The sequence below is a fragment of the Paenibacillus xerothermodurans genome, assembly GCF_002220865.2.
Classification (GTDB): Bacteria; Bacillota; Bacilli; order Paenibacillales; family NBRC-103111; genus Paenibacillus_S; species Paenibacillus_S xerothermodurans.
In genome coordinates this window covers 198004-211075 of record NZ_NHRJ02000003.1, presented here as the reverse complement: position 1 = coordinate 211075, position 13072 = coordinate 198004, and the positions used below count along the sequence as shown (strand labels likewise).

13 protein-coding genes are annotated in these 13072 nt (G+C 51.6%); 3 read left to right on the top strand and 10 right to left on the bottom strand.

Going from position 1 to position 13072, the window contains the following annotated elements; all coding sequences use genetic code 11:
• Window positions 1–107 precede the first annotated feature (107 nt).
• Window positions 108–269, top strand: coding sequence for a hypothetical protein (locus tag CBW46_RS21240; protein ID WP_165842235.1), 162 nt, complete (start codon window positions 108–110; stop codon window positions 267–269).
• On the opposite strand, the gene ilvA is transcribed toward CBW46_RS21240, so the two are convergent.
• Window positions 253–1509: a threonine ammonia-lyase IlvA gene (gene ilvA / locus CBW46_RS08380; RefSeq protein ID WP_089199561.1), complete on the bottom strand. Its 1257-nt coding sequence runs from the start codon at window positions 1507–1509 to the stop codon at window positions 253–255. The two genes, CBW46_RS21240 and ilvA, sit on opposite strands and share 17 nt — an antisense overlap.
• A 308-nt stretch (window positions 1510–1817) precedes the next feature.
• The gene (locus tag CBW46_RS08375) at window positions 1818–2816 is read right to left on the bottom strand and encodes an S-layer homology domain-containing protein (RefSeq protein ID WP_089199560.1); all 999 of its coding nucleotides are present in this window, start codon (window positions 2814–2816) and stop codon (window positions 1818–1820) included.
• A 315-nt stretch (window positions 2817–3131) separates the two neighbouring features.
• Between CBW46_RS08375 and CBW46_RS08370 the strand changes: the two genes are divergently transcribed.
• The gene (locus CBW46_RS08370) at window positions 3132–4736 is read left to right on the top strand and encodes an FAD-dependent oxidoreductase (RefSeq protein ID WP_089199559.1); all 1605 of its coding nucleotides are present in this window, start codon (window positions 3132–3134) and stop codon (window positions 4734–4736) included.
• A 60-nt stretch (window positions 4737–4796) separates the two neighbouring features.
• Here CBW46_RS08370 and CBW46_RS08365 read toward each other — a convergent pair whose 3' ends face one another.
• From CBW46_RS08365 to CBW46_RS08355, 3 genes are all read right to left on the bottom strand, one after another.
• A complete protein-coding gene (locus tag CBW46_RS08365) occupies window positions 4797–5336 on the bottom strand; it encodes a hypothetical protein (protein ID WP_089199558.1) in 540 nt (179 codons plus the stop codon).
• Between the two features lie 318 nt (window positions 5337–5654).
• Window positions 5655–7091, bottom strand: coding sequence for a DEAD/DEAH box helicase (locus tag CBW46_RS08360; RefSeq protein ID WP_089199724.1), 1437 nt, complete (start codon window positions 7089–7091; stop codon window positions 5655–5657).
• Between the two features lie 26 nt (window positions 7092–7117).
• Window positions 7118–8035, bottom strand: a complete 918-nt coding sequence (locus tag CBW46_RS08355) for an alpha/beta hydrolase family protein (protein WP_089199557.1) — start codon at window positions 8033–8035, stop codon at window positions 7118–7120.
• A gap of 231 nt (window positions 8036–8266) precedes the next feature.
• Between CBW46_RS08355 and CBW46_RS08350 the strand changes: the two genes are divergently transcribed.
• Entirely contained in the window at window positions 8267–8524 is a 258-nt protein-coding gene (locus CBW46_RS08350) for a DUF2573 family protein (protein ID WP_089199556.1), read from the top strand.
• A 136-nt stretch (window positions 8525–8660) separates the two neighbouring features.
• On the opposite strand, the gene CBW46_RS08345 is transcribed toward CBW46_RS08350, so the two are convergent.
• From CBW46_RS08345 to CBW46_RS08325, 5 genes are all read right to left on the bottom strand, one after another.
• A complete protein-coding gene (locus tag CBW46_RS08345; protein WP_089199555.1) occupies window positions 8661–9437 on the bottom strand; it encodes an SDR family NAD(P)-dependent oxidoreductase in 777 nt (258 codons plus the stop codon).
• 87 nt (window positions 9438–9524) lie between these two features.
• The gene (locus tag CBW46_RS08340; protein WP_089199554.1) at window positions 9525–9983 is read right to left on the bottom strand and encodes a chemotaxis protein CheX; all 459 of its coding nucleotides are present in this window, start codon (window positions 9981–9983) and stop codon (window positions 9525–9527) included.
• Between the two features lie 306 nt (window positions 9984–10289).
• A complete protein-coding gene (locus CBW46_RS08335; RefSeq protein ID WP_165842234.1) occupies window positions 10290–11588 on the bottom strand; it encodes an O-antigen ligase family protein in 1299 nt (432 codons plus the stop codon).
• Window positions 11581–11928: a hypothetical protein gene (locus CBW46_RS08330; protein ID WP_165842233.1), complete on the bottom strand. Its 348-nt coding sequence runs from the start codon at window positions 11926–11928 to the stop codon at window positions 11581–11583. Before CBW46_RS08330 ends, CBW46_RS08335 begins: the two co-directional genes overlap by 8 nt.
• Window positions 11925–12692 (bottom strand): hypothetical protein, encoded by a 768-nt coding sequence (locus CBW46_RS08325; RefSeq protein WP_133253946.1) that lies wholly within the window; start codon window positions 12690–12692, stop codon window positions 11925–11927. Before CBW46_RS08325 ends, CBW46_RS08330 begins: the two co-directional genes overlap by 4 nt.
• Window positions 12693–13072: the final 380 nt, after the last annotated feature.

Here is a 13072-nt window from a genome sequence, read left to right as displayed (position 1 = left end):
CCGGCTGGCTCGTATGACACTTTATGCAGCAGTGACAGCGATGAACACGTTTAAAAACGACCAATCAGGGAGAATATTATTGTTACCAAGCAGAAGGAGCGACGCCGATGCAGTATAACCTCACTACGAAGAATGACCTGATTGAAATTGTCCACTCAGCCGTCGAGCAAAATAAATGGAAGGCCGCAATCAAACTCATACAAACCATTCAGGATATGGAGCGGCAAGGCAGGGATACCATTCTCATCGAGATTAAATCAACAAATTAAATAAATGCGGATTTTTGTTGATTTCGACATACTTGATCCCTTTGGTGTTCATTCGTTCGATAAGAGGCGTATAGTCCTCCTTGTTTTTCAACTCAATGCCCACCAGGGCAGGACCATTTTCCTTGCTGGTCTTCTTCGTGTATTCAAACCGGGTGATATCATCGTTCGGACCGAGTACTTCGTCCAGGAATTCACGTAAAGCTCCAGCCCGCTGAGGAAACTCCACCGTAAAATAATGTTTCAATCCTTCGTAGATGAGCGACCGTTCCTTGATCTCCTGCATCCGGTCGATGTCATTATTGCCGCCGCTGATGATGCATACTACATTTTTCCCGGCGATTTGCTCGCGGTAAAAATCCAGCGCCGCAATGCTCAGTGCCCCTGCGGGTTCCGCTACGATCGCATTTTCATTGTACAGCTCCAGTATGGTCGTGCAGACTTTACCCTCCGGCACGACGACAATGTCGTCAATCACTTTTTGGCAAATATCGTAAGTCAACTCGCCGACCCTTCTAACCGCTGTGCCATCAACGAATTTATCTATTTCTTCTGTGAGGGTAATGATCTCGCCCCGGTCAATCGACTGCCGCATAGACGGTGCACCGGTAGCCTCGACTCCGATGACTTGGGTGGCGGGAGTAATGCCCTTCATATACGTGCCGACTCCTGCCGCCAAGCCCCCTCCGCCGATGCCGGCGAACACAAAATCGAGAGGCTCACGCATATCGTTCATCAACTCCAGGCCCACTGTTCCTTGCCCTGCTATTACCTTCTCGTGATCGAACGGATGGACAAATTGCATTCCTTCACGAGAGCTGTAACTCAACGCCTCATTCAAAGCGTCATCGAATGTGTCCCCGGTCAGCATGACTTCAATGAACGATCCGCCAAATAGTTTTACCTGTGAAATTTTTTGTCTCGGGGTGGTCGTAGGCATAAAGATTTTGCCCGGAACTTGAAGCGCTTTGCATGAGTACGCCAATCCCTGTGCATGATTTCCTGCGCTTGCGCATACTACCCCTTTCACCAATTTTCCCTCTGGTAAACTTTTCATCAAATTATAGGCGCCGCGAATTTTAAACGACCGAACAACCTGCAGATCCTCCCGCTTCAGATAGACGTTACAATTATATTTTTCAGATAGTATGAAGTTCTTCTGCAGAGGCGTGTGATGAACGACGTCCTTCAACACATGGCCTGCAACAATGATATCTTCCAATCTGATGTTGTGACTGCTCATATGATCCCCCACTCCATGTTGAATACGTATCCACCGCACGGCGAAAGCCGGGCTCGAACTAATTTTATTTATTATACACTGTGAGTCACCATTGTCCATAACCAGTTACTAAGGGGCAGGCAGCAAGTCAAACCATAGCACCATCTTCCCCGGACACATAAAACCAAAACAGTCCCCCCACCCGGCTTTGCGCTTAGGCGGAAGGACTACTATCGCTATAAATCTAACCTTTGTCTCTGTTTGTATGATCTATTTGTTATCTGTTATCTCTCTGATCTGATGTTGTTATCGTATCCTGCTTTCGTGAGTTAATTTACGGCTTTGATCACGTCAATGAAAATAGCTTTACCTTCATAAGTACGCACGAGCACACTGTCACCGGCCTTCAGTGCACCTGCCGACACTTTCTCACCGTTGCGGAAAATGAACGCGTCGTTATCGAGTTCAACGCTGTACGGCTGATCATTGGAGCTGAGTGTCAGCACGTTGTTGCTGACCGCAGCGCTCACTGTCCCGCGAACCGCCGTGTTGTCCGGCAGCTGCATACCAGTACGATCCAGCAGCGCGGCCAATTCTGCGCGGGTAACCGGATTATTCGGGCGGAATGTATTGTCTTCGTAGCCGTCGATCAGATCCTTGTCGATAGCCAGAGCTACATAACCTACCGAACCGGCCGGGATTTTATCCGCATCCTTGAAGGAGAGCTTCACATTCATTTTGTCTTTGGCCTCATTTTGCAGCTTAAGAGCCTTGATCAGCAGCGTAGTCGCCCACAACCGGTCCGCGGGCTGCTCGGGTTTTATTTCGGCATCGGACTCCTGGAACAGGTCATTTTTCAGTGCAACGCTGACATAGCCTGTCGCCCACGGATATTTCTCTTTCAGCTTATCCGCATCCTTGAAGTTCAGGTGGGCGGATTTCGCTTCGTTGGATTCGGCTTGGTCGCGAAGTCCCATCAAGCGCACGGCGGCTGTAATCGCTTCGATTCTGGTGATCGTTTTGCGCGGCTGGAATGTCCCGTCCTCGTAGCCCTCGAACACTCTTTTGGAAGCAAGACTCGCGATATACCGCGACGCCCACTCTACATCGGCACCCTTCACATCATCGAACCACAGCTTGAAATGCATGTTTTTGTAATCGTTGTCATAATCGTCATGGATAGTATTGCGTCCATCGTGTCCTTTGACGTTGTCTCTATCGTCATCGTGCCCTCGGCCCTTACCATCAGCGAACGCTGCACTGGAGCCTCCTAACACCATAGCCAACGTTAGACCGGATACGACTACCTTTTTGAATGAATTATTCATCCTGAAACTCTCCTTTTGTAGGTGAAGCGCGGTCCGGCATAATAAGATGAAGCGCAACCAAATGTGCTGTGCACAGAGCACCTTATGACGCTATTTTATCAGCCGTGTCGCTCCCCGATTTGTAATTTATCGGATCATAAAATGAGCACCTTCGCGAAGGATTCCATCATTTTACTACATGGTTTCGCCTGGGCAAAAATCTTTATGGGGGTCTTTTGATCACACGCGGCAGAAATGGTAGACTTACTGAATGAAGCAGTAAAAACGGGATTGCACGGCAGCGAAACGTGGGGTTCTCGGGGAGGCTGATAAACAATGAAAAGGCGGCAAAAAAGATGGTCGATCGGACTGGCCCTGTTTGCGCTAATAGCGCTGGGAGCGGTATATTCCGCGACGACCTTCTTCAACAAGGGAAGCACCGGCGACACGGCAGGCCCTCCGCAGGCAGCAGCACCGCAGGAGAACGGCAAAGCGTCACCGCCCGCGCCAACGACGCCGGCGGAGGATGTGGATGTGGTTGTTTTTGGCAGCGAACTGGAAGGGCTGTATTTGGCAAGGGCTGCAGCCGATGAAGGCTTGAAAGTGAAGGTGTTGGATCCGCATGAAGCTTTTGGCGGTCAGGTGCTGCAGGGAGAAATGCTGTTTCTTGATGAAGCCCGTGACGATCAGTACCGCTCACTTGTCCAGGGACGGGCCAAGGAGCTGTTTGACGGCTTCCGCAGTGGAAAGATCCGTAAGCTGTCGGAGTTTACGCAGTATTTTGACAAGCTGAGCAAAGATATTCCGGTCGAATCCGGGATCACAATACAAGACATAAAGCAATCCCCCGGGCAATTCGGGCCTCATGCGATTAACGCCGTGACATATTCCTCCAAAGATGGAGACTTGAAAACGATCAAGGCGGACTATTGGGTCGACAACACAGATTTTGCCGCATTGCTCAGTAAACTGGAGGTCAACCGGCTGCCTGGGCTTGAGAAATTTTACGGGCAGGAAAACATCGAGTATATGAGTGCCGGTATGATGATGAAATTTAAAAATGTCGATTGGGCGAAGTTTAATTCCAGCTTCAATAGTCTGAGCAAGGCGGAGCGCAGCGCTAAATACGGTGGCGGGTCCGTAAACGACAGCTTTGCCATCGGCCTTACCGGCATGACAAGCAAATATAAGCCTACAAATGATCGGGTGTTCCTCCGCGGCTTGAACGCGGTAAACCAACGCGATGGTGAAGTGCTCATCAACGCATTTCTCATTTACACGGTCGATCCATCGGACGATAAATCGGTCGCGGATGCCATGGAGCTCGGCAAGAAGGAGCTGCCGCTCATTCTCGACCATTTCCGGAAAAACATCACCGGGTGGGAGCATGCTGAACTGAACGGCTACCCTGACTACTTGTATATCCGTGAATACAACCATTACGAAACGGACTACGTGCTGAAACCTTCTGACATGCTGGGCGCCAAAATGTTCTGGGACAACGTCAGCATCGGCGGCTACCCGCTCGATCTGCAGGGCACGAGCGCCAACAAATGGGGCATCGAGATGGGGCGGCCGGATAAATACGGTATGCCGCTTCGCAGCTTTTTGCTGAAAAACTACGATAATGTCATTGTCGCGGGTAAAAATGTGGGAGCATCAGCGATCGCGTACGGCAGTGCCCGGATTCAACCCAACACAAGTCTAGCTGCGGAAACGATTGGCGTTCTGTTGGGACAACTGCATGACAAGAAAAAGCTCCGTGAGTTGCAGGAGGCTGATATGCCGGCACTGCATAGCTATCTGGAGAACAAATATAAGATCAAACTCACCGGTGTCACCGGCAAAAATAAGATCGCCAGTTGGACAAGCGATGAAATAGCCAAGCTGGATACCGGTGAGATCGTATATGCCTCGCATGTAAATAAACGCAAGAAATAAACTCGCCGCAACGCGAAAAAACCTCGGAATGAGCCAATGTAACAGGCAATTTCGAGGTTTTTATCGCACCTTCAAATCCACCAACACCCGGCGCTCCAAAAACTGTATATTTCGTACCGCTAAGGGCATAGGAAGATGCTCGTTAGGTGCGAATCGGATCGGCTCCAATTGAAACCAGCCGGGCGGTACTTGGAGCTGCTTGATGTTTGTGCCGGTGTGCGTGGCAATAAGGTACGGATCCTTCCAGTCTAAGGTGAAATGCAGCGTCGCGCCTATTTCCCACCTTTCACGGTACAGTAGGTTGGCATCCGCTATCATGTGGTCATTCAATATCCGGAATCGTGCACCTGTGATTTCTATATCCTTTTGCTGCGGTGGATAGGTGACCAGAGCCATTTTGAGTAGGCTGTCCACTTCCCGTTCTGATAATTCCACCTGCAGCCGTCGGTTCGCCATTATATGATTCAATTCATCGCGGAGCGATATTGCTGAGAAATTCAAATCCAAGGGTTCAGCCGGCTGAACGTAATAGTATAGCCCACCGGCGGCTAATCCCAATATAATGGCCAGCCCGATTAGGGCCCGCAGTAGTTGTCTCATGTCATTGTCAACGGCTCCTCTCTGCCACACGCAGCTGCCACCGACGTGGACGTCGGCTTAGCTGCAGCTCTGTGTACTGGCGAGTTGACGGCGGTTCCCCGCACATCCCTGCGGCCACACCAGCTGATCGGCTGCCTCACTAGCCCACTGCCGAGTTGACGGCGGGTTCCGTGCATATCCCTGCGGCCACACCAGCGGACCGGCTGCCTCACTAGCGCACTGTCATGTTGACAGCGGGTTCCGTGCACACCCTGCGGCCACACCAGTGGACCGGCTGCCACTTTGCCTACGCTCGTCTTATGATCAACCGTTAATACGCTAAGTGGACTTATTTTGCTTTTCCTTCAACCAGCGCGGTGCTCCCTTGTTCTTACGTTCCCGCTTCAATTCACGCTCGGATTTCTTCTTGGCTGGAGCCGCGGCCGGCTTCACTGCGGGCTTGGCGGGCTTCGATTGGTTGGCAGGCGCAGGAGAGAAACGCGCTGTTCGCCCCGGTTGGGCTTGTGCCCTCGCCGCGCCGGCGGCTTCCTGCGGCGCTCCCGCCTCTGATTGCGCACGCTGCAAGGATGCGGTTCGCGTCCGGCGTGCGCGGCCTGGGGAGACAGGCGTTTGCGGTGGCTGCCCCGCGTCATATACTTTGCCGTACGCCATTTCCTTTTCCTGTATAACCACGTCCAGCGTCTTAGCGAACTTGTTTATAATAAACCGCTCGCGTGGCGTTATAATTGAGATTGCAGTTCCTTTTTTGCCCATCCGGCCCGTTCTGCCGACCCGGTGCACGTAATGGTCCGCATCAATAGGAGGATCCAGATTTATAACGTGCGTCACGTGTGGGATATCGAGCCCTCTCGCCGCGATATCGGTAGCAAGCAGCAGCTGAAATTTCCCTGCCCGAAAATCCTGCATCACTTTTGCCCGTTCCTGTTTGCCGGCATCCCCATAGAGAGCTTCGATAGAAAGGTTAGCATACTGCAGCTTGGCCACAACCTCGCCCACATCATCCACTTCGTTGACAAAAACGATGGCAGCAGGCGGATTATATAATCGTACAATTTTGCGGAGCGTATCGATTTTATCCCTTGGTTCACACACAAAATATAAGTGCTCCAACGTCTCTGCGGTTCGCTGCTCAGGGTTCACCTGGATGTACACGGGATCTTGCGTCCACCGCTGAATAACCGGCTGGATGGGGTCAGGCATGGTGGCGGAAAAGAACAGAACCTGCCGCTCGCGCTGCATGCCTTTCAGCACCGCCTCCACTTCATCCATCGACCCCAGCTCAAACACTTGATCAACCTCGTCTACGACCAAAGTTCGTACATAATGCATAGTCAATTTGCGCAGCTTTATTAGTTCCAGCACCCTGCCCGGTGTACCGACTACTATATGCGGGCGCTGCTTGAGCTTGTCGATTTGCCTGCTGATGGCAGCCCCGCCGATCAGGGATTGCACCCGAATTTCACCGTGCTGCGACAGCAGCTCTACGGTCTGTATGATCTGCATGCCCAGCTCTCGCGTGGGCACAAGAATAACCGCCTGCACTTCCTTAGCGTCGGCATCGATTTTGTGTAATAGCGGCAGCACATACGCCAGTGTTTTGCCCGTGCCCGTTTGTGACTGTGCCACGACGTCCTTACCGTCCAAAATAGCAGGGATTGACTCCGCTTGCACCTCCGACGGTAACGTAATGTTCATTTCCCGCAGCCTGCGGACGTATATCTCATCAATATGTAAAGCTGAAAAACCGCTGTCCATCATACTCCCCCTCCACATCTCATTCCCTAATGCCCATGGGCGGCACTCGAGCATTGCTCCATGCGCTCCAGCTGCTGAGAAATCCACTGAAACACGGAATCCAGCGCCTTCTCGTCCTGCTCCCGGGGAAAACGGTGATCCATCCCCTCATACAGCTCCATCGCGTATTCTTTGCCCGCCTGCTCCAAGCCTTCCGCCAGCTTACGGGCATGGGACACGTTCACCTGGGAATCCGCCGTGCCGTGAACGATCAAGACAGGCACCCTCACCTGATCGAGCCAATATACGGGAGATCGCGCTACGTATGACTCTTTTTGTTTGCGTGGATGCCCTACGACTCTTTTCAGCATTCGGCGAAGGTCCACACGTTGCTCATAGGTGTCCAGCAAATCACTCACTCCGCCCCACACCACAACCGGGCCGGCCGACTTGCATTCCTTGGCAGCGAGCATAGCCATCACGGCACCGCGCGAAAAACCAATCAACGGCACAGGTCCCGGTTTTACCTCCGGCAGTGTCTGTACCAGTGTGATCGCATGATGCACATCGAAACGATCCTCGCCCCCAAAATCCTCCCGGCCTTCGCCTCCCTCATTCCCTCGGTAAAAAGGGGCGAATATCGCGTACCCCCGCGTTGCCATCGACAGGATACGGCGCTTACGAACCATGCCGACGCGTCGGATGCCGCCACGGCAGTAGATGAGCGCGGGACAGGGCACTGCCGATTCAGGCACAGCAAGATAGCCTTTGACCTTCAATCCCTCGCTAATATAAGTTAGAAGATAGAGCAGGATGCCCTGGTAGGGGCTTCGCAGTGCGACACGTTCAAGCAATTCGCCATTCGCCGGAAGAGGCGCCTGTGCATCTCCTCCCACGGGGGGCGGTTCTATGGGCGCGCCCGCTCTGACCTCCGCTTGTCCAGCATCAGAACTGTCCGTCCGCATACACTTCCGCTCCTTCCCGCCTGGCGATTTTAGCGGCATCCCCGTTTTTGACAGAAACCACCACGTGCGCTAGACTTATGAAAAACTCTTTGCCGTTTATAGTCCCGGACACAGGCAGCTGCAGCCAACCCCACGTCGGTCATTAAACTTCTCTCGCCAGCCGCTCAGGTCCGCTTCGACAACCAAACGGGATCAATTGCCATTTATTATGCGCTGAAAGGTGGACCTTCTATGAATTCCGAATTCACAACTGAATTCGACGGTTTAGTTGAAAAATTTGCGGAGCTGATCACGGACAGCGACTCTCCTGACATGGTGGAAAAAATCAAAATATGGTCGATATATAATCATATCCATAAGACCATGCCCGCTCTGGCAAGCCATTGGAACCAAACTCATCCTGAAGGCAAGGCGGCAATCCGCGGGCTGTATGAAGAAATTCGCCGGCTTAACATGGAATTGAAAGCGAAAAATAAAAGCACAGATTAGCCGTCACAACTATGTTTACCCATATTGCTGCCTTTGCATGCTGCAGCGATTACATGTTACCGCAACCGCACAGGGCGACAACTATCGCCGCTCTCAGCGTTAGTCCGCCAAGTGATGGCGGGCTTTTTTGTCGACATCACTTTTTATTCAGCACCTTGTGCGCCAATTTATTAAATACTCCGGGAAACAGCTGAAACAGCTTAACGCCCAAATGAGCTGTGTAAGGCAGGTTTAATTCCGGCACACGTCGTTCGATCGCCCACAGCACCTTGTTTACAACCTGTTCAGGCTTTAGCATGAACCAGCGGATATTTTTCACGTAGTTGCCCGTTGGGTCTGCTCGATCGAAAAACGGAGTGTCGATAGGTCCAGGATTGATTGCAGTCAAATGAACCCCTGTGCCCGCCAGCTCCTGTCGGAGACTGTTGGTGAAGCCAAGCACAGCGTGCTTGGCCGCGGCATAGCCGCTGGATTTGGCAGTCCCGATCTTGCCGGCCATTGAGGCAACATTCACTATGTGCCCGCTCTGTGCCCGCAGCATATGCGGCAGAACCGCTTTAGTGCATCGTACGGTGCCCATATAATTGACATCCATCATACTGTGGATCTCGAGGATATCTGCATCAATGAACGATTGGAAAACGCCATAACCTGCGCTATTGATTAAAATGTCAATGCGCCCGAACCGCTCGATCACCTGTTCCATGGTTGCCATAACCTGCTCGGTAGATGCCACATCCAGTACGTACACTGCATGCGGCTTACCCTCCAACCCATCCGCTGCCTCCCGCAGTTTGTCCTCCGAGCGCGCCATCAACACCGGTGTAGCGCCCCGTAGTGCCAGCTGCTTCGCCATCATAGCTCCTATGCCGCTTGAAGCTCCCGTGATTACGGCAATTTTTCCACTGAACATCGTTCATACCCCCAACAAAAATGCCAACAAAAAAGTGGATGGCCGACTAAAGAGAGGGGCCTCCACTAGTATTGTAGTCTAATTCGTTCACGCGATCAAAACTTGTATGTCAAGCTCACCGATTCCATCCATGATCAACGGTATGGTCAGTGCTTTCCTGGAGACAAAAGCTGCCGAATTGGCGGAATGCACCAGCTTGGGCGGTGAGATGTCTACGGTTACGCCTTGATTGAACAACATCGTACTGGCGTTGCCGCTAATCATGTTGCCGAGCTCGGATATCGCACTGGCGCTGATCTCGTCCATCTCGGTGATTACGTAGCCACCCATCATGGCCGACACCATCTTTAGTGCCACCTGCTCATGCAAGCCGAACACAATATCTCCCTGCATTTCTCCGGTCATTCCAATCTGGATCCATACATATTTCTCTATAAGTTTAATCTCTTTCAGTCCCAGCTGTCCGGTGGAAGGTCTGACGTTAGCCACTTGCTCTATGACAAATCTAGCAGACTCCAAAAATGGATTGATATATTCTGCCTTCATAAACATCGGTCCCCTTTTTCGACAACACGCACGCATTGCGCATGGGTCTTTAATCTCACATCATTATACCTAAATATGTCTAATAAGTATATAGTTCTGGAAGCCCTACCAAAAATATTAGCTAGTAATATTACCGCCGCACGAGGCTCCCTAGGGTTCATTGACCTGCTCCGGCACAGGCAAAAAGCCCCCGTGCGGCGGATAGGCAGGTACCGTCATCGTGCGGGGGGTCACTTGTTCTGCCGCTCACGAACGGCAGACAGTTTTGTCCAGGATTGTATTGCATACCAGGGCTGGTTGAGTCAGCTAGCTGTTGTCACTGACTAGTTTCGCAATTTGCTCCTGCTCCTCTGGATGCTTGGTGACGAACGCGTCATATACCGCTGAATCGCTTTTACCCTGTTTTTGCAGTGCAGCCAGATACCACCGCACTAATGTGCGATTTAACGGATCGTCAGTCTGATCCGAGACATGTTGTTTGAACAGCTCAGCCGCCCGTTCATGGTTCGACCGTTGGAAGTTGATCTGTCCGACGAACAGCGACATATCAGGAGCGATATCGAACAGCTCCCCTTGCAGCTGGCCTGGAGGCAGTGCTTTCAACGATTCTTTTTTGGCAACTGCTGTCTGATACAACTCCTCCGCCCGGTCCCAGCGCTTGGCTTGCAATTCCGGCTGCCTGTCGGCGCGGGCCCTCTCGCCCAGCTCATAAGACAAGGCGATCGCCCGCGTATACCAGTTGGGGCCGCCACGCGAGGCGTTAATTCCCCAAATCCCCTGCTGCAAGCTTCGCTCCGTTACGGCGAGCGCTTCATCCAGTTTATCCTCAGATACATACTGGTTATATTCGAATTCCAACCGCTGTTTGTCATAAGGTGAGCTGTGATCCAACTCAGCCAGGTATTGCTTGGCCTGCTGCTCGAAGCGGGCGTCCTTAGTTTGATTGTAGCCTTGATAAAGCAGCTGAATTTTGAGATTCAAATACTCTGGATGCTCGGTTGACACATGGAGCGCGGCGCCGAGAGGACGGAAAACATCGTCCATGGCTAAGTCCTGCTGCGTTGTCAACATATGCATGGTCTCTGCATAATACCGGTTGCCTTGCAATTCTCTGACTGCTGCAAAAATGATAACAAGAGACAAGATACCTACTGCAGACGGATATATTAATCGAAATGCTCCTTTATTCAATGCAGCAATATGCTGTGAACTGAGCAAAGGCACCGGCTGACCAATGCTTGCCGCCATACCGCCCAAGCAAAGGAAGACCAGCGCGGCCAAGTAGGCGTAGCTCATCTCAAAGTCAAGGACGCTGTGCACTAGCAAAGATACCGCTACGATATAAAATATTTGATGCGTGCCGCGTTCGCTGTGGTCCTGCTTGAAAAACTGCCGTGCATACAGGACGAACACTGAGATCAGCAGCACCATCAGAGCAAAAAATCCGATTAATCCGGTCTCATTAAGATACTGTAAGAAAAAATTATGTACCTGCTTCACGGTATATGGGTTGTTTTGGTACTGCTGATACAGATTGAACCAAGCTCCGCCGCCTGCGCCGGTGAGCGGATAATCCTGAAACACTTTGAGTGAATCTTTATACACAGTGAGCCGTTCCACGAACGCTATGCTGTTGAAAGTTGATGGACTGAACCCTCGCCTGCATCTCCGGGGGCAGCAGCTTGGCTATCGCATTATTATCAGAAATGACGTAAAAGCCGAGGAAACCAAACATCATCAGGACCGCAGGAATCAGCGTGTTCGCCGCGCGCATTCTGCCCAGCTTCTCCGTGCGGCGCTCCACCGCTGGAACCAAGTACCTTTCACTCAGTAAAATAAGCGCTCCCACGCAGACCGACACCGACACCAGCAGCAGCCATCCCTTCAGCGATTGTGCGTCTAACACGCTAATCGTAAGAGGATTAGACTCGCCTCCTGCGGTCACCTGTTGAACACAGAAGTGGTCAACTCTTTGACAGGTTCTACGATCAGCAGTGCGGCGAAAGAACCGGCAAGTAAATACACAAAAAAGCTGATTTGCTGCACAAACCGATAAAAAGGCAGTACAAGCAGCACGATCACCGGCAGCATCACGAGGCCGCCTCGGGAAAGCGTTAAAAAGAAAGATAACAGCGTGGGCACGACCATGGTTGCATGCAGAAGGACGGCATACCATTTGCGGGAACGCATCACCATCCACACCGCGCACAGGAGAATGGCGAGCAAGTAGGCCGCATAAGCATTGGCGTATTGAAACACCGAGGTTAAGCGCAGTCCTTCTCCGGTTAGCATAACCGCATCTTTGTGATAGGCATTGCCGAACATATTCATATAACAGTAAATCACGGCAGTATAGCCTGCAAACACAATTCCTTGCTGAATGAGCGCCGCTCCGCGCTTTTCTCTCGCGAAGGCGGCCGCGAGCCCGAAAAAGATGCCGTACAGCAGGCTGAGCCGTACCATGAATGCTGCGTGGTGGGCGGAAACGGGGGTGAGATAGCAGACCGGAATGGCCCATACCCATGCAGTCATGAAATCCCGCATTTCTTCTATCTTCCAATTGTAAAAATAATAGATGCTAAGCAAAAAAAGGATGATTCCAGCCCAGATCACCGCAGAATTGATCGGCTTTTCATAGTGCACGCTATATCCGTAGAACAGTGCCGCCTCAAAAAGGAATATGAATAAGAATAGCTGTATAAACAGCATGCACAACTAATAGATCACCGACTTGCCCGACGCAGTCTGAAGAGTGCGCTCTCTCTCCGCCTTGTAAGAATAGCTTGGACCAGCAGCCATCATTTAACCTCCGCCCACAAAGTGCTTTTAAATTGATAGACGATATAAAACCCGATAAAGTTACAAAATTTAACAAGAAAAAGAGAAAGGGTGCCTGTCTCCGCTCGACTTCGAGCCAGCACAGAATCCTTTTCTCTGAAAATCTCTCCTTTGGTCAGTTCTGTACAGTGCCGTGGTATACCGCCTGTATGTGCCGCTCAGCCACGTGTCACCGCAACGAAAGCGATTCTGAGCGCGATTGGAACATTATCGTGAATCTGCATCCGCACCCGGAAAGGCGCCTCAAAGAC